At 72.9% G+C, this 23,469-nt stretch carries 18 protein-coding genes; 9 read left to right on the top strand and 9 right to left on the bottom strand.

Annotated features, from left to right (window positions below; translation table 11 throughout):
• Positions 1 to 32 precede the first annotated feature (32 nt).
• Positions 33 to 2,813 (bottom strand): glycoside hydrolase family 2 protein, encoded by a 2,781-nt coding sequence (locus FS641_RS07160; RefSeq protein ID WP_222122059.1) that lies wholly within the window; start codon positions 2,811 to 2,813, stop codon positions 33 to 35.
• Between the two features lie 228 nt (positions 2,814 to 3,041).
• Here FS641_RS07160 and FS641_RS07155 point away from each other — a divergent pair, with 228 nt between their 5' ends.
• Complete coding sequence (locus tag FS641_RS07155) at positions 3,042 to 3,461, top strand: pilus assembly protein CpaE (protein ID WP_144762038.1); 420 nt, start codon at positions 3,042 to 3,044, stop codon at positions 3,459 to 3,461.
• A gap of 56 nt (positions 3,462 to 3,517) precedes the next feature.
• Positions 3,518 to 4,348, top strand: a complete 831-nt coding sequence (locus FS641_RS07150) for an aldo/keto reductase (protein WP_144762035.1) — start codon at positions 3,518 to 3,520, stop codon at positions 4,346 to 4,348.
• A gap of 79 nt (positions 4,349 to 4,427) precedes the next feature.
• On the opposite strand, the gene FS641_RS07145 is transcribed toward FS641_RS07150, so the two are convergent.
• Positions 4,428 to 5,567, bottom strand: a complete 1,140-nt coding sequence (locus tag FS641_RS07145; protein ID WP_260855724.1) for a class I SAM-dependent methyltransferase — start codon at positions 5,565 to 5,567, stop codon at positions 4,428 to 4,430.
• Positions 5,568 to 5,755: 188 nt separating this feature from the next.
• On the opposite strand from FS641_RS07145, the gene FS641_RS07140 reads away from it, so the two are divergent.
• From FS641_RS07140 to FS641_RS07105, 7 genes are all read left to right on the top strand, one after another.
• Complete coding sequence (locus FS641_RS07140; protein WP_144762029.1) at positions 5,756 to 7,675, top strand: ricin-type beta-trefoil lectin domain protein; 1,920 nt, start codon at positions 5,756 to 5,758, stop codon at positions 7,673 to 7,675.
• Between the two features lie 82 nt (positions 7,676 to 7,757).
• The gene (locus FS641_RS07135; RefSeq protein ID WP_144762026.1) at positions 7,758 to 9,209 is read left to right on the top strand and encodes a hypothetical protein; all 1,452 of its coding nucleotides are present in this window, start codon (positions 7,758 to 7,760) and stop codon (positions 9,207 to 9,209) included.
• 91 nt (positions 9,210 to 9,300) lie between these two features.
• The gene (locus FS641_RS07130; protein WP_144762023.1) at positions 9,301 to 10,671 is read left to right on the top strand and encodes a polysaccharide biosynthesis tyrosine autokinase; all 1,371 of its coding nucleotides are present in this window, start codon (positions 9,301 to 9,303) and stop codon (positions 10,669 to 10,671) included.
• The gene (locus FS641_RS07125; RefSeq protein ID WP_144762020.1) at positions 10,668 to 11,258 is read left to right on the top strand and encodes a sugar transferase; all 591 of its coding nucleotides are present in this window, start codon (positions 10,668 to 10,670) and stop codon (positions 11,256 to 11,258) included. Before FS641_RS07130 ends, FS641_RS07125 begins: the two co-directional genes overlap by 4 nt.
• A 32-nt stretch (positions 11,259 to 11,290) precedes the next feature.
• Entirely contained in the window at positions 11,291 to 12,610 is a 1,320-nt protein-coding gene (locus tag FS641_RS07115) for a glycosyltransferase family 4 protein (RefSeq protein ID WP_144762017.1), read from the top strand.
• Positions 12,607 to 13,722: a glycosyltransferase gene (locus FS641_RS07110; RefSeq protein ID WP_144762014.1), complete on the top strand. Its 1,116-nt coding sequence runs from the start codon at positions 12,607 to 12,609 to the stop codon at positions 13,720 to 13,722. The genes FS641_RS07115 and FS641_RS07110 overlap by 4 nt, the downstream gene beginning before the upstream one ends.
• Entirely contained in the window at positions 13,707 to 15,389 is a 1,683-nt protein-coding gene (locus FS641_RS07105) for a hypothetical protein (protein WP_144762011.1), read from the top strand. The genes FS641_RS07110 and FS641_RS07105 overlap by 16 nt, the downstream gene beginning before the upstream one ends.
• Here FS641_RS07105 and FS641_RS07100 read toward each other — a convergent pair.
• The 7 genes from FS641_RS07100 to FS641_RS07070 all read right to left on the bottom strand — a co-directional run bounded on the left by FS641_RS07100 (position 15,374) and on the right by FS641_RS07070 (position 23,428).
• Positions 15,374 to 16,660 (bottom strand): right-handed parallel beta-helix repeat-containing protein, encoded by a 1,287-nt coding sequence (locus FS641_RS07100; RefSeq protein ID WP_186317624.1) that lies wholly within the window; start codon positions 16,658 to 16,660, stop codon positions 15,374 to 15,376. The two genes, FS641_RS07105 and FS641_RS07100, sit on opposite strands and share 16 nt — an antisense overlap.
• Positions 16,661 to 16,804: 144 nt before the next feature.
• The gene (locus FS641_RS07095) at positions 16,805 to 18,037 is read right to left on the bottom strand and encodes a lipopolysaccharide biosynthesis protein (RefSeq protein ID WP_186317623.1); all 1,233 of its coding nucleotides are present in this window, start codon (positions 18,035 to 18,037) and stop codon (positions 16,805 to 16,807) included.
• Between the two features lie 39 nt (positions 18,038 to 18,076).
• Positions 18,077 to 19,300, bottom strand: a complete 1,224-nt coding sequence (locus tag FS641_RS07090; RefSeq protein WP_144762002.1) for a glycosyltransferase — start codon at positions 19,298 to 19,300, stop codon at positions 18,077 to 18,079.
• Positions 19,301 to 19,363: 63 nt separating this feature from the next.
• Positions 19,364 to 20,713 (bottom strand): nucleotide sugar dehydrogenase, encoded by a 1,350-nt coding sequence (locus tag FS641_RS07085; RefSeq protein ID WP_144761998.1) that lies wholly within the window; start codon positions 20,711 to 20,713, stop codon positions 19,364 to 19,366.
• Positions 20,710 to 21,705, bottom strand: coding sequence for a Gfo/Idh/MocA family protein (locus tag FS641_RS07080; RefSeq protein ID WP_260855723.1), 996 nt, complete (start codon positions 21,703 to 21,705; stop codon positions 20,710 to 20,712). Before FS641_RS07080 ends, FS641_RS07085 begins: the two co-directional genes overlap by 4 nt.
• Positions 21,702 to 22,820 carry a DegT/DnrJ/EryC1/StrS aminotransferase family protein gene (locus tag FS641_RS07075; protein WP_144761995.1) on the bottom strand — a complete coding sequence of 373 codons (1,119 nt, stop codon included), beginning with the start codon at positions 22,818 to 22,820 and terminating at the stop codon, positions 21,702 to 21,704. Before FS641_RS07075 ends, FS641_RS07080 begins: the two co-directional genes overlap by 4 nt.
• Positions 22,817 to 23,428, bottom strand: coding sequence for an acyltransferase (locus FS641_RS07070; RefSeq protein ID WP_144761992.1), 612 nt, complete (start codon positions 23,426 to 23,428; stop codon positions 22,817 to 22,819). The genes FS641_RS07075 and FS641_RS07070 overlap by 4 nt, the downstream gene beginning before the upstream one ends.
• Between the last annotated feature and the right edge of the window lie 41 nt (positions 23,429 to 23,469).

Raw genomic sequence — 23,469 nt, 5'->3', positions numbered from 1 at the left:
CGGTTCGCACAGGATGCGCGGCGCCGGTGCCCTCACGGGGCCAGGACGCGGTCGAGCGACCACAGCACCGCGGTGTCCGTGAGCCGAGGCACGTCCGCCTCGGAGACGCCGTGGAGCCGGTACGACACCCGCTCCCCCGGCAGCAGGGTCATGAACCCGCGGTCCACCGTCCCGCCCGGCTGGACCCGGTCCGGCTGGAGCAGGAGGTCGCGCACGAGCGACTCCGCCTCGACCACGAGGTCCAGGCCGTCGCCGTCCGCCGCGGGGGTGAACGCCGCGCGGTAGTGCGCGGGCTCCCACCGCATGTCCCGGTCCGGCGACGGCGTCCACACCGCGCGGCGCCAGTCCATGTCGGCCACGAGGAGCTCGCCCAGCGGGTCCCCGACCACGCCCACGGAGTCCGGCAGCGGCACGACCGCGACCCCCGCCGCGTCGAGGTGCACAGGCAGCGTCTCCTCGGCCAGGACCCGGCCGGCGAGGTCGATCCGGCGGACCCGCACGACGCTGTCCAGACCGCCCCGCGTGCTCCGCACGGCGACCTCGACCGGCGACCCGGCCACGTCGGCGACGGGGAGCGAGGCCGTCGACGACCCGCTCGCGTCGGCGACGGGGAGTGAGGCCGTCGACGACCCGGCCACGTCCGCGACCGGCAGCGACGCGGTGGACGACCCGGCCACGTCGGTGACCGGCAGCGACGCGGTCGGGCGGGCCGTGCCTCCCGTCCGGTCGGCGTCCGGAGCCGGCGCGCTCGGTGCCGGCGCGACCGCGACGGGCACGTCGGAGACCGGACGGATCGTCAGCAGCACGTCGTCGTACAGGCGGCGCAGCTCGTGCGCGAGCGGCTTCAGGCGCCCGGCGGAGTCGATGGCCGACCACGAGGACACCGGCCACAGGTCGTTCAGCTGCCAGACGACCACCCCGGTGTTCCGCGGCCAGTGCGTCCGCCAGTGCTCCACGCCCGTCGCGATCGCGCGCGCCTGCTGCAACTGGGTCAGGTAGTGCCAGCGGTCGAAGTCGTCGTCCGGCACCGTGCCGAACCGGGGCGCGATCCCGTCGGCGAGCTTCCGCATTCCGTCCGCGGCCTTCTGGTGGTGGACGACCCCCGGCGACGTCGGCGTCATCGGTTCGTCGGTGACCGCGTCCCGCATGGTGCGCCAGGCCGGCGGCGCCTGCCAGCCGAACTCCGAGACGAAGCGCGGGACGCTGTCGCGGTAGTGGTCGTCGGACAGCCGGTTCCAGACGTCCCACGAGTGGTGCGTCTCGTGGTCGACGTCGTTGGCGGGGAGCGACTCGGAGCCCGACCACGGCGACGCGACCGTGTAGAAGCGCGACGGGTCCACCGCGTCCACGATCGTCGGCAGCAGGTCGAGGTAGTAGTCCAGACCCCATCCCCGATCGCCCAGCGTCGGGGCCCACCCGTCCACGTCGTGCAGCCAGATGTTCTCGTTGTTGCCGTTCCAGAGCACCAGGGAGGGGTGGCGGGAGAGCCGGGCGACGTTGTCCCGGGCCTCGGCGACGACCTCGCTGCGGAGCGGTTCGTCCTCCGGGTAGGCCGAGCAGGCGAACGGGAAGTCCTGCCAGACGAGCAACCCGAGCTCGTCGCAGACCTCGTAGAAGTCGTGCGACTCGTACACCCCGCCGCCCCAGACCCGGACGAGGTTCACGTTCAGGTCGGCCGCCGCCCGCAGGCGAGCGGCGTACCGGGCACGGTCGACGCGCGACACGATGACGTCGTCCGGGATCCAGTTCACGCCGCGGACGTCGATGCGCGTCCCGTTGACGTGCACGTCGAACGGCCGGCCGATCGCGTCCACCGCGGTCTCGACCCGTGTCGACCGGAACCCGGTGCGGAACGTGTTGCGGTCGAGGACCTCGCCGTCCACCGTCTGCAGCTCGACGACCACGTCGTAGAGCGGCTGCGCGCCGTAGCCGCGGGGCCACCAGCGGCGGACGTCGGGGACGCGGACGGTGACGACGGTCTCGTCGTCCTTCGGGGTGACCTGGGCGCGGGAGCGCTGCCGGGTCTTCGTCCCCTCGACGGTCTCCCCCGACACGGTGACGACGAGCACGAGGTCGTCGTCCTCCCCGTCCTGGTCGAGGTCGGCCGTGTTGTCGCCGAAGCTCGTCGGCCCGGAGCGTTCGAACGCGATGTGTGCGTCGAGGACGCCCTCACCGGCCTCGACGTCGACGAGCGGACGCACGTCCCGGAGCCGGGCGGTGGACCAGCGCTCGATCGCGACCGGACGCCACGGGCCGCTCGTCACGGCCGTGACCCCCCAGTCCCAGCCGAAGTTCGACGCCATCTTGCGCACGTAGGGGAACGGCTCGTCGTACGGGCCCGGCATCGCGCCGGAGCGTGCGGCGACGCGGCCGGCCTCGCGGTACGGCGACTCGAAGAGGACCTCGAGGTCGCGTTCGGTCCTGGCGTTGCTGCCGTCGGTCGCGTCGCGGAGGTCGAAGCGGTAGCGCCGGTGCATGTTCCGCGTCGCGCCGATCTGTACGCCGTCGAGCGTGAGTTCGGCGACCGTGTCGAGGCCGTCGCAGACCAGGTCGATGCGCTCGTGGCCGCGCGGGTCGACGTCGACCCGCCGTCGGTAGGTCCAGTCGGCACGCCCGACCCAGGCGGTCTCCTGCTCGTTCCGGTCGAACGTGGGGTCGGCGAGCAGCCCCTCGCGCTCGAGGTCGGTGTGCACCTGGCCGGGGACCGTGGCCGGGATGCTCCCGGTCGCGCCCGCCGGTGCGCCGGCGGGTGCGGTCTCCTCGACCATCGAGACGGTCCAGGCGTCGCGGAGTTCCTCGCGGTCGAGGGTCATTGCGGTCCTTCTCTGGGCGGCCGCTCGTGCGGTCCACCGCGGTCTGGCCCGGCCTGCGGTGGGTGCCGGGGCCAGCACGGACTGGAGGCACGGCACCGGTCGTCCGGGCGTCGTCGCGTCGCGCGCGTGGAACGCCCGGGGGCGCGCCACGCACGAGGGGTGCTCCGCGATGGTAGTACGGCTTCCCTGCTGGGACATCTGCACGGGCACACGTGGCAGGTTGGTGGCGTGATCACCGTCGAACTCGCCAAGACCCTCCGTGCCGCCGGCCTCCGCTGGCACCCGGAGACCGGGGACCGCTTCGTCATCGACAAGCCCGGGGTCGACGACGACGTCTACACGGTGTCCGAGATGACCGTCGAACGGCACGACCACCCCTCCGGAACGACGCTCGGGTTCAACGGGACGACGGAGTGGGCGCTCGACTCGGTCTCCGCGGACGAGTCGCTGTGGCTGCCGCGCGAGGACCAGCTCCGCGAGCTCCTCGGTCCCGCGTTCGTCGGCCTGACCCGGGTGGCCTCCGGCGAGCGCGTCGTGCACACCGTGACCACGGTGATCGGCGGCGCGGAGCGCTCGTTCGCGGCGGCAGACCCGGCGGTGGCCTACGGGGAGGCGCTCGCGGCGTACATCGCGGCGGCCCTGGAGTAGCCCGTCCCTGGACGTTGCTGGAGCGGGCGTCGGGTGGGGGCTGGTTGTCTGGGACCATGACCGTTCCAGACATCACCCTCAACGACGGCAAGACCATCCCGCAGCTCGGGTTCGGTGTGTTCCAGATCGACCCCGCCGAGACGAAGGCCGCCACGCTGGCCGCGCTCGAGGTCGGCTACCGCCACATCGACACCGCCGAGATGTACGGCAACGAGAAGGAGGTCGGCGAGGCCATCGCGGAGTCCGGCATCGACCGGTCCGAGATCTTCGTGACCTCGAAGCTCAACAACGGCTTCCACGCCCCCGCAGCAGCCCTCGAGAACGGCAAGAAGTCGGCCGACCTCCTCGGCGGGTACATGGACCTCTTCCTGATCCACTGGCCGCTGCCCACCGTCACGGACTTCGTCCCGACGTGGAAGGCCCTCGAGGAGCTCTACGCCGACGGGACCTCGCGGTCGATCGGTGTGAGCAACTTCCAGGCACACCACCTGCGCCGTCTGATCGCCGAGACGACCGTCACGCCGGCCGTCAACCAGATCGAGGTGCACCCCTACCTCGCGCAGGAGGAGCTCCGCGCCGTCGACCGTGAGCTCGGCATCGCGACCGAGGCCTGGTCGCCGATCGCGCAGGGCCTGGTCCTCGACGACGAGACGATCACCCGGATCGCCGGCAGCGTCGGCAAGACCCCCGCGCAGGTCGTGCTCCGCTGGCACATCCAGCGTGGCGACATCGTGTTCCCGAAGTCCGTCACCCGCTCGCGCGTCGAGGAGAACTTCGCGATCTTCGACTTCGAGCTCTCCGACGAGGACATGACCGACATCACCACGCTCGACAAGGGCCACCGCACGGGTCCGGACCCCGACACGTTCGACTACGTCCCGGCCTGAGCCGCTGGTCGCGACGCGACCCACCAGACGACGGGAGGCCCGTGGCTGCGCAGCCACGGGCCTCCCGTCGCGTCGTGGATCAGACGCGGCGTGAGGCCGTCACCGTGAACCGGTCGGTGCGGACGACCTGTCGGGTCGGCCCGACGACCCGCTCCAGCACGGGTCGGTAGCGCAGGTGCGAGTTCCAGACGCACCACAGCTCGCCTCCGGACTGGAGGATCGTGGCCGCGTTCCGGAACATCGCCTCGGCCGCGTCGGTGGTCACCGTGGTGTCCGCGTGGAACGGCGGGTTGCAGAGCACGAGCTGTGCGGAGCCCTCGTCGAGTTCGTCGCCGGCATCGCTCCGGACCGTGGTGACGCGGTCGCCCACGCCGTTGAGGTCGGCCGTCGCGCGGGTGCTCGCGACGGCCGTGTGCGAGACGTCGGTCGCGACGACGCGGATCGTCGGGCGTCGGCGAGCGAGCGCGGTCGCGATGACCCCGTTGCCGCAGCCGAGGTCGACGGCCACCCTGGCGGACGGGACCGCGTCGTCCATCGCGTCGAGGAGCACGCGCGTGCCCATGTCGAGCGAGGCACCGGCGAAGACCCCACCGTGGGCCGCGATCGTCATCCCGAGTTCGTCGTTGTGCACCACGCGGGGCCACGGGGCGGTGATGGCGGCGCGGTTCGCTGCGGCCGTCAACGGGTCCTGCGCCACGAGCAGCCGCGACTTCGCGCGCCCCCGTGACGCCACGACCTCGCCGAAGGACCGGCGCAGGACGTCGTTCTGGGACAGCGTCATGAACTTCGTCCGGCCGCCGCAGAGCAGCACGACGTCGGGTGCGGCGGAGCGCGCGACCGCCCGGGCGACCTCGTCGAGGCGGTCGAGGGACTTCGTGAGCCGCAGCAGCACGAGCCGGGTGTCGCGGAAGGCGTCCTCGAACGACGCCGGGTGGTGGAACCCGCGGTGCCCGAACGTGCCGGCGTTCGCCTGCAGGGCGCGCTGGCTGACGAGCGAGTCCTGGACGACCCGGACGTTCGTCGCACCGTGCACGGCGATGACCCCGATGGTCAGGACGCCGCGCTGGTCGTCCACGATGGTCACCGCGCCGGGTTGCCGGAGCGCGTCGCCGTGCACGTGCGGGGCCTCGTCGAGCAGGAACCGGTCGGTGCCGTCGATCGTGAGCAGGTCGGGCCCGTCCTCCGGGCGTCGACGGAAGAAGTCGGCGAAGTCAGGCACCGCGTCAGCGTACTCATCACGCCATGCGGACCGGCTGATCGGAGACGTCCGCGAGGCACCGGACATTCTCGAAATGTCGATATCTCGCAAGTAGGGACATTTCTCGATATTGCATTCTCAGCCATTGACCGGCGTGAAATACCTGATATCTTCGGTGTCGTTCTGCATTCTCAACAGAAAGGGCAGCAATGCCGAAGTTGCACTCCACGGCACCGATGCGTCGGGTCCTGGGCGCGGGGGTGATCGTGGTCACCGCTGTGGCGTCGAGCCTCGTCGCCTCCGGCGCCCAGGCCGCCCAGACGCTCGACGACGCTCCCCAGGTCGTCGGACCACTCGTCACCGAGACTTCCCCGTTCGAGGGCGCCATGGCCTTCAGCGCACCGTCGGCAGCGGCGGCGGGACAGCCGGTCCCCGCGAACCGGGCGGGGACGCTCGCTCAGGCACGGGCGGCCGCCGTGAACTGGTTCGTCCCGGCTGCCGGCTCCACGTCGACCGTGCGGCCGCAGTCGGATCCCGGGCTCTGTCTGACCGCCGGCTCGACGACGATCACGAACTCCTCGCCGGTCACGCTCGAGGCGTGCGACGACGACGACCCGGCGCAGCGGTTCACGCAGGCGGCGAACACCGGCTCGAACAACCCGATCGGCACCGGCCTCAAGTCGACCTACAACGACGGCTTCCTCGGGCTGTTCAACAAGGACGACGTGATGCGGCTCCAGTCGAAGACCGTCGCGGACCGCGTCCCGACGATCGACGACTTCATCGCCGCGTTCACCGCCCGCCTCGACGGCATCGACGTGCTCGCGCGGACCGCGCGCATCTCGGGCACCGGGACCCCGAACGCCACCGTCCTGGTGAACGGCGGCGCACCGGTCCGGGTCGACGGCAACGGCGCCTGGTCCACGACGGTCGGGTCGCTCGTCTTCGGCCCGAACCAGATCGCGCTCGAGCAGTACGAGGGAAGCGAGCAGACGGGGTCGGCGACGCTGACCGCCGAGCTCACTGCCGATGCCCTGACCTTCGACACGACGTTCCCCCCGGACATCGACGCCCCCGTCGTCGCATCGGGTACGGCACACCCGGGAGCGCTGGTGTCGCTGTTCGGGCCCGACGGGCAGCCGATCGGTGCACCCGTCACCGCAGATGTCGTCTCCGGCGCATGGTCCACCACGATCCCGGCACCCGATGCCGGCGGCTCGTACCGGGTCACCGCCTCCCAGTCGCTCAGCGGCCTCCGTGACACGACCCACGACGTCACGAAGGGGGTCGACTACGGCGCCGCGGTGACGATCGACACACCGGCGGACGACTCCGTCCAGCCCGCTGGACCGCTCCGCATGGAGGGCCGCGGCGAGCCGGAGTCCCGCATCGAGGTCCTCGACACCAGCAACGGTGACGTGGTCGTCGGGCGGAGCGCGGACGGCGTCCTGCCGAACGGACGATGGACCCTCGACACCGACGCCCTCGACCGGTCGGAGCACGTCCTCCGCGTGGTGCAGCACTCGAAGGGTGCGAACACCACCGTCGCCGAGGTCACGGTGAACCCGGGCTCGACCAGCCGGCTCGCACCCGTCACGTTGACGCGCCCGGACACGGTGACGCCCGGCGTGACGAACACCTTCGTCGGGACGGCAGAACCGGACGCGACCTACGAGGTCCTGAACGTCTCCGGCACGCCGCTCGTCCCCGGGAGCCTGAGCGTGGCCGGTGACGGCACCTGGACCTTCGACCGCGTGATCTCGAACGGTGCCACGGAGTTCCGCTTCAGGATCCGGCAGACCAAGGACGGCGTCACCGAGACGTCCGAGCTGTTCGTGCTCCGCGCCAACGCGGGGTTCGCCCCGGTGGTCCCCGACGCGCAGACCGTGCGTCCGGGTGAGGTCAACACGTTCACCGGGTCGGGACCGGCCGGTGCCCGGTACGAGGTGCTGAACGCATCGGGCACCCCGATCGTCCCGGGCATCCGCCCGATCGACGCCGGCGGTCGCTGGACCTTCGACCGTGCGGTCTCGGCCGGACAGCTCGACTTCAAGTTCAAGTTCCGCATCACGATCGACGGCGCGAGCTACACGACGTCGCTCTTCACCGTGTCGGCGAACACCCGCTGACACCGACACCCCCGGTCGGGCGGTCGCCCCGCGGCGGCCGCCCCACCGGGGACTCCAGCTCCACGCTCCGAGGAAGGAAGCCATGACCACGCACCACCTCCGCCGCGCCGCGCCGGCCGCGGTCCTCGTCGCCCTGCTCACCACGGGCGTCCTCACCGCGGGCGCTGCCCCGGGCACGACGGCCAGCCCCGACCCGGACTCCGGCGGGAAGCCGTCCGCGCGGACGGCCATCACCCCGTACGGCTCGTTCGGAGCACCGCGGGACGTCCGGGTCTCCGCGCGGGAGAACGGGATGTACATCTCCGCCACGCCCGTCTGCAGCGGGTGGAAGTCCTGCCGCTCGTGGGTCAGGATCCCGGCCGTCGGCATCGACCTCAAGGACGTCAGCACGACCAACGGGGTCCTGGTGCCGTGGCCGTCGAGCTGGCGCGAGGGCGAGACGATCTCCTCCGGGTACGTGCACTCCTACGGCCGAGACCTCTTCGGCTACGGCTGGTACAGCACCGCCACCACGTCACTCGGCGCGATCACCCGGCCGTACGCGGCCCGTCCGATCACCGCCAGGCTCACCGGTCAGGACGACGCCGCACGAACGGCGACGGTCACCGGCACCGCCACCCCGAACGCGTCCATCCGCCGCAACGGCGTCGTCGTGGCGACCGCGACGTCGAGCGGAACGTGGAGTGCCGTGGTCGGCGGCCTCAGCGACGGCAGGAACACCCTGACGTTCCAGCAGTACATCGACGGCACCTACCAGGACCAGACCTCCGTCGACGTGGTGTTCGCGCCGAAGGAACTCCTGACGGGTGTCAACGGCACGACGACCACGCTGCCGGCGGGTGCGACCACGACGGTGTTCGGTCAACTCCGTGCCGCCGCGGAGATCACGGGTCCCGGGTCCGACGCCACGGTGCGCTTCACGGCGCCGACCGGGACGACCTTCCCGAGCGACCTCACGACGATCCGCGGCCAGCAGCGTCCCGCCTCCGGCGGGGACTGGACGGACTTCCCCGCGGACAACCTCGTCGGCGGCGTGGTGTCGGACGACGGTCGCTCCGTCACCTTCCGGTGGGCGCCGGGCAACGCCGGGTGGAAGCTGACCCCCGGGCAGGAGATCCGGTTCGGCGTGCCGGTGCGGAACCCGGGCACCGCCGCCGGGACCGGCGAGCTCGGCATCGCGGTGAGCGGCTCGGCGCCGCAGGGGTCCCTCGCCGCCTCGGCGACGACACCCGTCCGCATCGAGGCTGGTGAGCTCTCCCCCGTCACCCGCACGGGCCCGGCCACGGTCGCCCCGGGGACCACGAACACCTTCACGGGCACCGCGACGCCCGGCGCCACCTACGACGTGGTCGACGCCGACGGCGCGGTCATCGTGCCGGGAGGCCCGTTCCGGGTCAGCGACGAGGGCACCTGGTCGTTCGAGGCAGCCGTCGCGGCCGGTGCGACGGAGTACTCCTTCGCGATCCGGCAGACGGCGTTCGGCAGGAGCGCGACGTCGGATCTGTTCCGGGTCCCGGCCGACACGCGCAGCTGACCTCACCGCCGAGCGGGGTCCCCGGCACCAGCGACGGGGACCCCGCTCCGCACGCGACACCGCACCCGGACCACTCGACGAGAGGACCCGCATGAACCACTTCGTCATCGCACGAGCACTCGTCTCCGGCTGGTGGATCGTCCTCGCCACCGCGGTGGTCGGCGGCGGGACGGCCCTCGTCGTCACGAGCACCACACCGCCCACGTTCCGCGCGACGACGTCGTACTACGTCTCCGTCGCCGGGCAGCAGAACGCCTCGGCCGGCGACATCGCCCAGGGGTCCACCGCGGCGCAGCAGAAGATCACGTCCTACACCGTGCTGGCATCGTCGCCGCGGGTCCTGGAACGCGTGATCGACGCCCTCGGGTTGGACACTACACCGGCGGCGCTCGGACACCGCGTGACGAGCGTCGTCAGCTCCGGGACGGTCATCATCGAGATCGCGGCGACGGACGGCGACGCCGCGCGAGCAGCCCGGATCGCGGACACGACCGGGCGGATGCTCGCCGAGGTGGTGTCCGAGATCGAGCCGACGACCGCGAGCGGCGAACCGTCGGTCCGGCTGGAACGGGTGTCGGAGGCGTCGACCCCCACGTCGCCGATCGCGCCGAGGACGAGGGCGGACCTGGCGCTCGGACTCGCCGTGGGGCTCGCCGTCGGCGCCGGGCTCGCACTGCTCCGCGCCGCGGCCGACACCCGCGTCCGGTCCGCCGACGACCTCGACGGCGACGTCCCCGTGATCGGCGAGATCGGCCTCGACCCGGACGCGGTCCGGCAGCCCCTCATCAGCCGTGACGAGGGGACGACGCCGCGTGCCGAGGCGTTCCGGAGCCTGCGCACGAACCTCCAGTTCCTCCGCACGGGTGGCGTCCCCACGATCGCGGTCACGAGCGCACGTCCTGCCGAGGGCAAGACCACCACGACGCTGAACCTGGCGATCGCCCTGGCGCAGAGCGGCATCAGGACCGTGGTCGTCGACGCCGACCTCCGCCGGCCGCACGTCGCCCGTTCGCTGGACCTCGAGGGGGCCGTCGGCCTCACCGACCTGCTCGTCAGCCGTGCCGAGCTCGACGACGTCCTGCAGGAGTGGGGCGCCGACGTGTTCAGCGTGCTCCCCGCCGGGACGATCCCGCCGAACCCGAGCGAGCTCATCGGCTCAGCGGCGATGGAGCAGGTGGTGGCGGACCTCGCGACGCAGTTCGACGTCGTGCTCATCGACACGCCTCCCGTCCTCGCCGTCACCGACGCCGCCCTCGTCAGCACGCTCGTGTCCACGACCGTGCTGGTGGCCGCGGCGGGCCAGACCAAGCGCTCGGACGTCCGGCAAGCCGTGGCGGCACTCGCACGCGTCGGCGAGCACCCCGACGGCGTCGTCCTCACGAAGTCCAGACGTCCCGTCGCGGACGGCTCCTACACGCGGCCCGGGGCGCCGAGGTCCGCAACCGAGGGGAGCGCAGCGTGAAGCGCGCCCTCGATGCCGTCGGGGCAGTGATGGCGCTCGTCGCCCTGGCCCCGCTGCTCCTCGTGATCGCCCTGCTCGTCGCAGTCCGGCTCGGCCGTCCGGTCCTGTTCCGACAGGACCGCCCGGGGCTGCACGGTGCGACGTTCACCATCGTGAAGTTCCGCACGATGCGCGAACCGTGCGAGGCGGAGGGCGTGGTCAGCGACGCCGACCGGCTCACGGCGTTCGGATGCTGGCTCCGGTCGACGAGCCTCGACGAACTCCCGAGCCTCTGGAACGTGCTCGTCGGCGAGATGAGCTTCGTCGGACCGCGTCCGAGTCTCTGCCGGTACCTCGACCTCTACACACCCGAGCAACACCGTCGGCACGACGTCCGACCCGGCCTGACCGGCCTCGCGCAGATCCGCGGGCGCAACGCGCTCCCCTGGCCCGACCGGCTGCGCGCGGACCTGGAGTACGTGGACACCCGGTCGCTCGCGCTCGACGCCCGCATCCTGCTCCGGACCGTCGGTGTCGTGCTCCGCCGCGAGGGGATCACGACACCGGGCCACGCCACGAGCGAGACGTTCACCGGGACGAGCGCGTGAGCCGGCGCGAGCGCCCGGGCCGGGACGAGCGCGTGAGCCGGAACGAGCGCCCGGGCCGGAACGAGCACCCGCACCGGCGCGAGCACCCACGGGGCTGCGGCCGCCGCGTCGTCTGGATCGTCAACCACTACGCCCACCACCGGGAGCGCGACGGCCGGGCCACCCGACACCAGCTGCTCGCGGAACACCTCCCCACGCACGGTTGGCACGCCGTCGTCATCGCGGCGGGCACCGACCACCCGACCGGACGATCCCACATGCGCCCCGGCCGCCTCCGCGAGCGCTGGGCCGGCGACGGCCTCGAGTTCTGCTGGCTGCGCGGCGTCGACCACCGCGGCGCCGGGCTCCGTCGGACCGTCCGCCGACTGGCGGACCTCCTGACCTTCACGTTCCTCCTCCTCGTCCCGGGCATGCTGCGCGGGCTCCCCCGCCCCGACGTCGTCGTCGGGAGCTCGTTCCACCCGCTCGCCGCCTGGGCAGCGTCGGTGCTGGCCCGGCGCCACCACGTGCCGTTCGTCTTCGAACCGCGCGACCTGTGGCCGGAGTCCGCCATCGGGCTCGCCGGGCTCTCGGAACGGCATCCGGTCGTCCGCGCCCTCCGGTCGGTCGAGCGACGCACGGTCGACCGGGCCGTGCACGTCGTGTCCCCGCTCGACAGCGTCGGGCGGTACTACGGCGAGCGCGGGCAGCACCGACCCTTCACCTGGGTCCCGAACGGCGTCCAGCCGGAGGACGTCGGCCGCACGGGGACCGCACCCAGCCCCGGGCCCGTCCCCTTCACGATCACGTACATCGGGTCGATGGGTCCGGCGAACGACCTCGAGACACTGCTCGACGCCTTCGCCCTGGCACACGACCGCGCCCGCGCGACGGGTGGCCCGCCGCTCCGACTCCGCCTGGTCGGGGACGGCAGCGACGTGAGCCGTCTCCGGCGACGCGTGTCGAGCCTCCCGTCCGGCCCGGACGTGGTCTGGGACGGACGACTGCCACAGGTCGCCGCGCGCCGCATCGGCCGACAGGCCGGCTGTCTCGTCGTCACGATGCGCGACCTGTCGCTCTACCGGTACGGAGTCTCGATGAACAAGCAGTACGAGTACATGCTCTGCGGACGGCCCCTCCTGGTCGCTGCGCCGGTCCCCCTCGCACCGGTCTCGGCGGCCCGGTGCGGGTTGCAGGTCCGCCCGGAGGACCCCGACGCGCTCGCCGAGGGCATGCTCGCGCTCGCGACGATGCCAGCCGCTGAGCGCGACGCGATGGGCGCACGCGGCCGCGACCACGTGCTCCGCGACCACGACTACCGGGTCCTCGCCGGTCGGTACGCGGCCGCCCTCGACGCCGCGGTGGCCGGATGACTCCGGACATCGTGCACGTGTCGAGTGCGCACCCGTGGGTGGACAACCGCGTGCACCTGCGGGAGGCAGCAGCGGCGGCGGACGCGGGCTACCGGGTCCGCCTGATCGCGGTCGACAGCCCGCTCGAGGCGCCGCCGACACCGGTCGAGGTGGTCCGGATCCCGCCCCGGCGACGCCTCCGACGCATGCTGCTCTCCACGACCGAGGCGCTCCTGCTGGCGCTGCGGTCGCGGGCGCGCCTGGTGCACCTGCACGACCCCGAGCTGATCTGGACGATCCCGGTCCTCCGGGCGGCCGGCCGGATCGTGGTCTACGACGCCCACGAGGACCTGCCCGACCAGATCTGGGGCAAGGACTACCTGTCGTACCGGCAGCGCGCCGTGCTCTCCGCGCTCTCGCACGGCCTCCTGCGACTGGCCGGTACGGCGGACCGGGTCGTCACCGCGACGGAGTGGACCGGCCGCCGCTTCCCGCAGGCGCGTCGGATCGCGATCCACAACTACCCGTTGCGGCGCGCGGCCGACGACACGCAGACCGCACTGGAGGCGCGCCCCGCCGTGGTCGCGCACGTCGGCGTCCTGAGTCGGGACCGTGGCGTCGACGTGGTCGCCGCCGTCCCGGAGCAGCCGGACTTCCCACCCGGGTGGCGGATCGAGCTCGTCGGGTCGATCGACGCCGCCACCGACACGACGGCGCTGCGAACGGCCGAGGCCGGCGCGCTGCTCCGACACGGCGGGGTCGTCGGACCGACGGCGGCGCGCGACCTGCTGCTGGGCGCGCGGATCGGCCTCGTCCCGTTCCGGCGCACACCCGTGACCGACCAGATCTTCCCGACGAAGCTCTTCGAGTACCTGGCCGCGGGCCTCGCCGTGGTCGTGACGGACACCCCGATGATGCGGATGCTGCTCGAGGGTGCCGACTGCGCGACCTTCGTCCCGCCGGACGACCCCGGGGCGATCGCCCGGGCCGTGCGCCGGTACGCGGAGGACCCGGCCCTGCTCGAACGCCACGGTGGTGCGGCGCGGCGCGCGGCGCAGCGCTTCCGCTGGGAGCGGGAGGCGACCCGACTGGTCGCGATGTACGACGAACTGCTGCCGTGCGTCCGTCGCTGACGATCGCGGAGCAGGCGGTGGTCGCCGGGGTGCTCCGCCGCGTCGTCGTCGTGGCCGCCGCCGTCGCCGTCCTCGGGGTGACCACCGACTGGATCGCGGCGAACCTCGTGGCGCCGCTGTTCTCGTACACCGGGTTCACGCACGTCGATGCGCCCTGGCAGCTCCGTCTCGCCGTGACCGGCATGACGGCGGTCGTCGCCCTCGCGCTCCCGGCCGTCCTGGCGCGGCCGTCGCACGTGGTGCTCTGGACGATCTTCGTCGTGTGCGTCGCGCCGACGATGCTCATGAGCCCCTCGACCGGGTACCTCCCGGGTTCCACGGCCCTCGCGGTGACCGGTGCGGTCGGGGTGTCCTTCGCGGTGGTCTGCCTGGCGACGCCGCGGACCGCCGACGCTCCGGCGGGGGCGGGGGCGGGGGCCGGGGCCGGTGCCGGTGCCGGGGCGGACCCGAGCGCGCCCGGGTCGCGCGGGGCCGACCAGATCCGCGTCGGGTCGCGTGGCGTCGACCGCGGCGTGCTGACCTGGACCGTCTGCAGCATGTACTCGGCGGCGACGTACGGGGTGATGGTGGCGACGACCGGAATCCACGTCCGGTTCCTCGCGCTCGACGACATCTACGACGTGCGGGCCGAGTACACCGCCGACGTCGGGTCCGGGGGCACGCTCGGCTACCTGCTCACCGGGCAGGCGTACGTGATCAACCCGCTCGTGCTCGCGCGGGGGCTCGCCCGACGGCGGCCGACCCTGGTCGTCGCGGCCGCCGTCGGGCAGTTCCTGCTGTACTCCAGCACCGGGTTCAAGGCGGTGCTGTTCTCGTTCGTGGCCGTCCTCGGCATGGCCGTGCTCTTCCGCGGTCGTGACGCCCGTGCATCGACGTCGTTCCTCGTCGCGCCGATCGTCATCATGGTCGTGTCGGCCGTCGCCGACGAGGTCCAGGGCGGCATCACGTGGACCTCGGTGTTCACACGCCGCTTCATGCTCACGCCGGGGCTGCTCAGCTCGGTGTACGTCCAGTACTTCTCGGACAACCCGACGGCCGGGTACGGGTACTCGTTCCTGCGGGCCTGGGTCGACTACCCGTACGACCTCCCGCCGCCCAAGCGGATCGCGGCCTTCCTGGTGCCGGGTTCGAACGGGTACGCGAACGCCAACCTCTTCGCCGACGGCTTCGCGAACCTCGGCTGGGCGGGCATCCCGGTCGCTGCCCTCGCGCTGCTCGTGTGGCTCCGGTTCCTGGACCGCGCCGGACGAGGGGTGCCGCTCCGGGTGGCGGCGATGGCGGTCGTGATGCCGAGCATCATGCTGAGCAACACGTCGATCTTCACGGCGATGCTCTCGCACGGACTGCTCGTCGGGACCCTCGTGCTCGCGATCGCGCCGCGGAGCGGATGGTCGGGCCGAGGACCGACCGAGCGTGCCGCGCCGGCAGCCGGACCGTTCGGGGCCGTGCTGTCGGCGGTTGCCGGACGGGCGACAGCTCTGGCGCCGGCGGCCACCGGGCGGCCGTCCGCTGTGGCGCCGACGGTGACTCGGAGGCCGTCCGCTGTGGCGCCGACGGGTGCCGGGCCAGCGTCCACTGTGGCGCCGGCGGGTGCCGGGCCAGCGTCCACTGTGGCGCCGGCGACCGCCGGGACCGGGCCGGCAGCGCCGCGTCACGCCTCCCGGTAGCGTGTGACGGCGCCGGCGGTCGCCACGACCGAGGTGGTCGTGGCGCTCCAGTCGTTCGCCACCAGGACCACGTCGTTGTCGGCCTGGCGACACTGCACCCCGGTCACGGGCGTGTCCGACGCACCGGCCTCGTAGCGGTTGTCGAGGAGGACGGCGCTGTTCGCCGTGGCACGGACGTCGACCGCGACCGACGTCGCGCTCCCCTGCTGACGGAGGCCCGCGACCGCGTTGCCGACCAGCGTGACGTCCTCGTTGGAGTGGTAGAGCGACAGGCCACGCCGGAGGCCGTCAGCACACCGGTTGTGTGCGATCAGGACGTCCCGGGTCAGGTAGACCAGGATCCCGGCGTCCCGGTCACCGTCGCCGTAGCCCGCGACGGTGTTCCGGAGCACGATGCCGGTCGCGCGTTCCGCCGCCGACCCGACCGTCTCGCCGGCACCGCGCACGACGATGCCCGAACCGGCGCCCGGGACGGACCGTGTCACGACGTTGCCGACCACCGCGCAGTCCAGCGGCGCGTACTTCGTCGCCGCGGCGTCGGCTTCGTCCTTCGACGGAACCACCGCGATGCCGACACGACAGTCCTCGACCGTGTTGCGGACGATGGCGATCGACGAGCCGCCGTGCGTGTCGATGCCTTCCCAGTGCGGCACATCGGAGACGTGGTTGTCCGCGATGAGGATCCGGCTGCTGCGCGGGGCCCCGTCGAGCCCGGTGGTCGTGGCGCGGACCGCCTCGATCCCGTACGAGTTCGGGTACGGCGCCGGCTGCGTGACGCGGCGGATGCGGTTCCCGGTGACGGCACCGCCGACGCAGGAGAACATGAGCACCCCGGCGTAGCCGACGTCGGCGATGACCGAGTCGTCGACCTGGAACTCCTCGCAGTGTTCGAGCAGGACGCCGTCGTGCGGAAAGCCGGTGATGCGGGCTCGGGTGACCTGCACGCCGCGCAGGGGTTGCACCGCCGTGCCCGTCGCGCGGATGCCGCGACCGAGTCCGGAGTGCTCGGCGCCGGGGCCGTCGAGGACGGCGTCGACGATGCGGACCGCTCCCGAGCGGACGTGGACCAGGTCGATGTCCCGGTCCGTCGCCAACGACCCTCCGGAGAACCGGAGCGTCATCGGACGGTCGATCGTCAGGGGGACGGCGAGCCGCCACGCGCGCGTCACCTCGACGACCGCGTGCGGCTGCGCGTCGTCGAGGACGCCCTGCAGCGACGTCACGCCACGGTCCGAAGCGGTGTCCACGGTCCGGTCCGGAGCGGTGGTCACCGTCCGGTCCGCGCCCGCGGGCTGCCCGGCCAGCACCACGCCGGGGGTCAGAGCCGCACCGAGCAACGCCGCCCGACGTGTCAGAGGCCGTCCGGCATCACCGAGCCGCATCGTCGCGCTCCGTCCGTCCGGAGCGGGACGCACTCAGCCGCGGTCGCCTCGGACGGCGCCAGCGACCAGCGCGAGCATCACCAGGTACGACACGATCATCGCTGACGACAGCCCCGCCAGCACCACGGGGACGGGCGCCCCACACATGGTCGGGACGAGCACCGCGCCGACGGTCAGCACCAGCCGTCCGGCGTCCCAGGCGAGCTGCACGTGCTGCCGTCCGAGCATGCCGAGGACCTGACTCACCGGAGAGACCGCGACCTGCAGCGCGAACGCCGGGACCAGGATGCGTGCGTACTCCCCGGCCGTCGACCACTCCGAGCCGAACACCGCGCCGAAGACCGCTGGGCCGCACAGGACCACGCCCACGGCTCCGGCACAGCCCAGCACGAGCAGGCGAGCGACGAGTCGGCGGAGCGGAGCCCGGATCGGCTCGCCCTCCCGGACCCGTCGTCCGAACGAACCCGCGACGGTCTGTGCGACGGCGTCCGCGAGCATCCCGACCGGCGATCCGAGCACCCGCATGGTCAGCGCCACCAGTCCGGCCGTCGCGCTGCCCTGTGCGGCCGCGATGAGGATGCCCGGCGCCTGCTGGCCGACGACGTTCAGCATCGACGACCACGGCGTGATCCAGAGGAACCGACGATGCACGTGCAGGACCGCCGTCACCGGAGCTCGGCGCTCCCACGTGCGCTGCCGGCGCGGACGCAGCGTCCCGAGCACCGCGGCCAGTCGCCCGGCCGCCAGGCCACCTGCCAGTCCGAGCGCGCCGGTGGATGCCATCCCGAGGTTCCACAGCGTCTGTCCCACGCCCTGACAGACGTTCCGCACGGCGATCGACCGATGGTGCTGCCGACGTGCGAGGACCGCGGTGGCCATCCGTTGGAGCGCGACGGCAACGGTCGTGACGGGCACGATCCACCACAGGTCCGCGAACGCCGGCGCAGCGAACCCGGCCGCGAGGAGGTCGCGCATCGTCCACGCCGCCGCAGCAGCCGCGAGCCCGACGAGCAGCGTCGACACGGCGCCGATCAGTACGAGCGCCGGGATCGACCCGTTCCGCGCGACCGCCACCGCACGGTCGGCCCCCGAGGCCCCTCCGGCCCCGAGGACCGAGGCGATCGCGGTGACCACGGCGAGGAGCCCGAAGTCCGTCGGGGCGTACAGCCGGGTCAGGAGCGGGGAGACCGCGATGACGAGCCCCTGCCCGAGCACCGTGCCGCAGAGGATCGTGAGGACGGCCGACCGGGCCCTGGCTCGGCGCACGACGACATCCGTTCTGCGATGGATCGGTCCGGAGAGAGGTCACTTGTATACCACATTTCGGTTGCTGTCGTCGAGGTCGCGCCGCGTGAACGGTCTGACCCCGTCGCTCGGTGCCGCACCGAACAACTGCCGGTAGACGCGCAGGAGTTCGGGAGCCTCTCGCTCCCACCGGAAGTGCTCCGCCACCGCGGCGCGACCGGCACGGGCGTGTGCGTCGAGCAGGTCCGGCCGCCCGGCGTAGCGCTGCAGTGCGCTGACCACCGCATCCGGATCACCGGCGGGCACCCAGGTCACACAGTCGACGCCAGCGAGCAGTTCCCGCCAGGACGGGATGTCGGTCGCGATGACCGCCAGGCCGGCGGCGAGGTACTCGAAGAGCTTGGTGGGGATCGACTGCGCGTACGCGGGCGTCGGCAGCAGCGGGAGCAGACCGACCCGCGCGCCCTGCAACAGGTCGCGGGCGCGGTCCGGCGGCAGCACACCGCTGTGGTCGATCCGTCCCGAGCTGCAGAGGGCGTCGAAGGCACGCCGGTCCACGGCACCGTCGATCGGACCGGCCGTCCGCAGGCACCACCCCGACGGCAGCCCCGGGGACGCCGCGACGGCGCTGATGACGTCGAGACCCCGGTCGTGGCTCATCGCCCCGAGGTACACCGCCACGGGTGGTCGGTCGGACGGGTCCGCGAGCAGGGCATCCGTGGCGCGGAGCACCGGCAGGTTCCGCACGACGGTGGTGCGGTCGGCCGGGAACCGCCGGGCGACCGACGGCGTGGCCGCGACGACGACGTCCGCATGCCTCGCGAGCGCGACGACGGTGTGCGCGACCCTGGCCGCGGCGCCCCGGAGGTGGCCCAGGTACTCCTTCCCCGCCACCTGGACCGGCAGGTCCTCGTGCGCGTCGTACACGACCCGACGGCGCGCCAGACGGAGGACCGGGATCGCCCACACCAGTTCCGGATCGTGCAGGTGGACCACCCGCGCCCGGGACGAGAGCGCGGCGCGGACGGCCTGCACCGTCGAGACGAGGAGGCGCGCGGCCCGACGGCGCCGCGGCAACCGGCGCACCCAGACACCGGTCTGCTCGTCCGGGGCGTCCCAGTCGACGTCGGGCCGTTCGCCACGGGTGGCGACGACGGCGACGAGCGCGGTGCGGTACCCGGCCCGTGCTGCCGTGGCGGCCGCGCGGGTGTGGATCCGGTTGTCTGTCCACGGGTGCGCGCTCGAGACGTGGACGATGTCGAACGGGCGTGGGCGCGAGAACATGCCTCGACGCTAGGTGCGGCCAGGACCCATCGACGAGTTCTTCACATGTCGCATTCCGCCCCGCTACGGCGCCGCGGGAGGCACGACCGACGGCGCGACCGAGGGCACGTCCGAGGGTACGACCGGCGGCGCTCCGACGAACCCGATCGTCGTCGACGGCCACCGTGCCGCGTCGAGCACCCGACGTCCGTCCAGCACCGTGCGCACGCCGGGGAAGGCGTCCTCCCCGAGCTGCGCGTACTCGCGGTGGTCCGCCTGTACGACCACGGCGTCCACGGGCGACCCGGGTCGATGCGGCGGCAGTCCCATGGCCACGAGCGCGGCATCGGCGTAGAGCGGGTCCGAGACGGTGGGGACCGCGCCGTGGGCACGGAGGGCCGCGACCGTGCCGAAGACCCCGGAGAACGCGGTCTCCTGCACGCCGCCCCGGTAGGACGCGCCGAGCACGACGACCCGCTGCCCGTCCAGTCCGCCGTGCAGTCGCTCCAGGACGTCGACGGCGTACGCCGGCATGGCGGCGTTGCGGTGCCGTGCTGCCGACACGACCGACGCACCGGGGTCGTTCCAGAGGTAGAGCCGCGGGTAGACGGGGATGCAGTGCCCGCCGACGGCGATGCCCGGCCGGTGCAGGTGGCTGTAGGGCTGCGAGTTGCACGCGTCGATGACGACGTCCACGTCGATGCCCTCGCGCTCGGCGAACACCGCGAACTCGTTGGCCAGGGCGATGTTGACGTCGCGGTAGGTGGTCTCGGCGAGCTTCGCGAGCTCGGCGGCCTCGGCGCTCCCGAGGTCCCACACCCCGTTCGGTCTGCCGAGGTCCGAGCGCTCGTCGAACTGCAGCACCCGCTCGTAGAACGCGCACGCACGCGCCGCGCCCCGCGACGACAGTCCGCCGACGAGCTTCGGGTACCGGCGGAGATCCGCGAAGACCCGGCCGGTGAGCACCCGTTCGGGCGAGAAGACGACGTCGAAGTCCCGCCCGTGCACCAGGCCGGACGCCGCCTCCAGTCGGGGCACCCATCGGCGCCGTGTCGTGCCGACCGGCAGCGTGGTCTCGTATGCGACGAGCGTCCCCGGCGCGAGCGCGCGCCCCACGGAGTCGGTCGCCGCGTCCATGGCCCGGAAGTCGGGTGCACCGTCGTCGCCGACGACGAGCGGGACGACCACCACGACGACCTCGGCCGCACCGATGGCGACCACCGGATCGCTCGTCGCCCGGAGCCGTCCGGCATCGACCACGGACGCCAGCGCACCGGCGAGGCCGTGTTCCCCGGGGAACGGTTCCCGACCAGCGGCGACCGAGTCGACCACCCGCCGGTCGACGTCGAGCCCGATGACCTCCGCGCCCGACGCCGCGTACTGCACCGCGAGCGGCAGGCCGATCTTGCCGAGGCCCACCACGGCGACCCTCACGACGGGACCTCGACGATCGCGTGGGTCCGAGCGGACTCGAGCACCGCCTCCGCGATTCGGACGATCCCGAGCCCCTCGCGGAGCGACACGACGTCCGCCGGGCGACCGAGCACGGCGTCTCGGAACGCCTCGTGCTCGACCACGAGCGGCTCGCGCTTCGGGATCGCGAACCGGGTGCTCGACCCCTCGGCGACTCCGCGGAACGCCGCAACCTGGTCCCATCCGGTGGCGACGGTGCCGTTCTCGTGGAAGGTCAGGTCCGCGCTCACGGTGTCCGCGACGAAGGTGCCGTGCTCCCCCGTGACGACGACGACGCGCTCCTTGTACGGCGTGAGCCAGTTCACCAGGTGCGCCGTCAGCGTGCCGTCGGCGAGCTCGCCGGTCACGGTCACCAGGTCCTCGTGCCCGCGGCCGCTCTTCCGGCACGCACCGGCGCCGACGCGGACGAAGGGGGCGCGGGCCAGCCACGTCGTCACGTCGATGTCGTGCGTCGCGAGGTCCTTCACCACACCGACGTCCGCGATGCGTGCGGGGAACGGACCCTGCCGACGCGTGGCGATCTGGTAGACCTCGCCGAGTTGCCCGTCGTCGAGGCGTCGGCGGAGCTCCTGGAGCGCGGGGTTGTACCGCTCGACGTGACCGACGGCCCCGACGAGACCGGTGTCCTCGAACACCCGCACGAGGCGCTCCGCCGCCGCAGCGGTCGAGGCCAGCGGCTTCTCGATGAGGGCGTGCACACCGGCGGCGGCGAGTCGGAGTCCGACGGCCTCGTGCTCCGCGGTGGGGACCGCGACGACGACGGCGTCCACGCCGAGGTCGACGAGCTCCGCGACGGTGGACACGACCGGTACCGCACCGGCGACACCGTGCACGTCGCCCCGCCCGTCGGCAGCGCCGACGAGTGCGACGCCGTCGAGGCCCTGCAGGACCCTGGCGTGGTGCCGCCCCATCATGCCGAGCCCGACGACCCCCACCCGGAGCGTGCGCGTCACCGTGCGCCTCCCGCCGCCGCGAGCGTCGAGACCGCATGCACGATCCGGTCCAGCTCGCGGAGGGTGAGCGTCGGGTACACCGGCAGTGCGACCACCTCGGCGGCCGCGCGATCGGTCTCGACCAGTGCCGATCGGTCGACCGATGCGTCGACGAAGGACGGCAGCCGGTGCACGGGTGTCGGGTAGTAGACGCCGGCACCGATCCCGTACTCCGTGCGGAGGGCGGCCACGAAGCCGTCGCGGTCCTCCGGCACGCGGACGACGTACTGGTGGAACACGTGCTCCGCCTCGGGGTGCACCACCGGCGTGACGACGCCGGTCAGCTCCCCGCTGAGGTACGCCGCGTTCGCCTGGCGCTGCGCGGTCCACGTGAGCACCTTGCGCAGCTGCGCTCGACCGATCGCGGCGTGCACGTCGGACATCCGGGCGTTGAACCCGACGATCTCGTTCGCGTACCGCTGGGCCATCCCCTGGTTGCGGAGCAGCCGCACCGTCCGTTCCGTCCGTGGGGAGGCCACGGCGACCATGCCGCCCTCCGCCGACGTCATGTTCTTCGTCGGGTAGAGGCTGAACACCCCGGCGTCACCGAGACACCCGACGCGGCGTCCGACCCAGCGCGCACCGTGCGCCTGTGCGGCGTCCTCGATCACGAGCAACCCGTTCGCATGGGCGAGCGCTCCCACCGCGGTCATGTCCGCAGGGTGCCCGTAGAGGTGCACCGGCACGACCGCACGGGTCCGGGGCGTGATCGCACGCTCCACCGCGGACGGTGCGATGCAGAACGTCGACGGCTCGATGTCGACGAACACCGGGGTCGCACCGACCAGGCGCACCGCGTTGGCGGTGGCTGCGAACGTGAAGGACGGGACGATGACCTCGTCCCCCGCGCCGATGCCGAGCGCGAGGAGTGCCAGGTGGAGTGCAGCGGTGCCGCTGTTGACCGCGACGACGGGCCGTCCGTCGAGCAGGGTCGCGGCGAAGTCCCGTTCGAACGCCGCGACCTCCGGCCCCTGGGTGAGTTGGCCGCTCGCCAGGACGGCGTCGACCGCGCGACGCTCGTCGGCCCCGATGAGCGGTCGTGCGGCCGGGATCTCCTCGAGCGCGTCCGCACTCACCGGACCGCCTCGATCCCGTCGCCGTGGTCGCGGTACCGGTCACCGGTCCGCGGGCAGACGAGCACCCCGTCGTCGCCCTGCTCGAGGCGGACGCCGCTCCGGCCGACCCAGCCGATCCGTCGCGCGGGCACCCCGACGACCAGCGCGTGGTCAGGGACGTCGCGCGTGACCACGGCTCCCGCCGCCACCATCGCCCAGCACCCGACGCGGACGGGCGCGACGCAGATCGCTCCCGCTCCGATCGATGCTCCCGCACCGACCACGACGGCCGAGGGTTCCCACGAGCCGGTGGTCTTCAGTGTCCCGTCGGGGTGGACCGCTCTCGGCACGGTGTCGTTCGTCAGCACCGCGCCGGGTCCGACGAACACACCGTCACCGAGGACGGCCGGCCCGTAGACGAGTGCCGCGTTCTGTACCTTGCACCGGCGACCGATGCGCACCCCGCGACCGATGGTCACTCCGCGACCCACGACGGTCTCCGCGCCGACGGCGGCATCGGCCTCGATGTGGCTGCCGTCCCAGACCGCCGCACCGGTTCCGATCTGCGCCGATGACGCTATGTCCGCCAGCGGAGACAGCCACGACCGCCTCGGTTCCTGCCCGTTCATGTGCCCACTCCCCGTTCGTCGGCAGCCCTGCCGTCGGGGGA

This window comes from Curtobacterium sp. 9128, assembly GCF_007673775.1.
Lineage (GTDB): Bacteria > Actinomycetota > Actinomycetes > Actinomycetales > Microbacteriaceae > Curtobacterium.
This window is presented reverse-complemented; position numbering and strand designations above follow the sequence as displayed.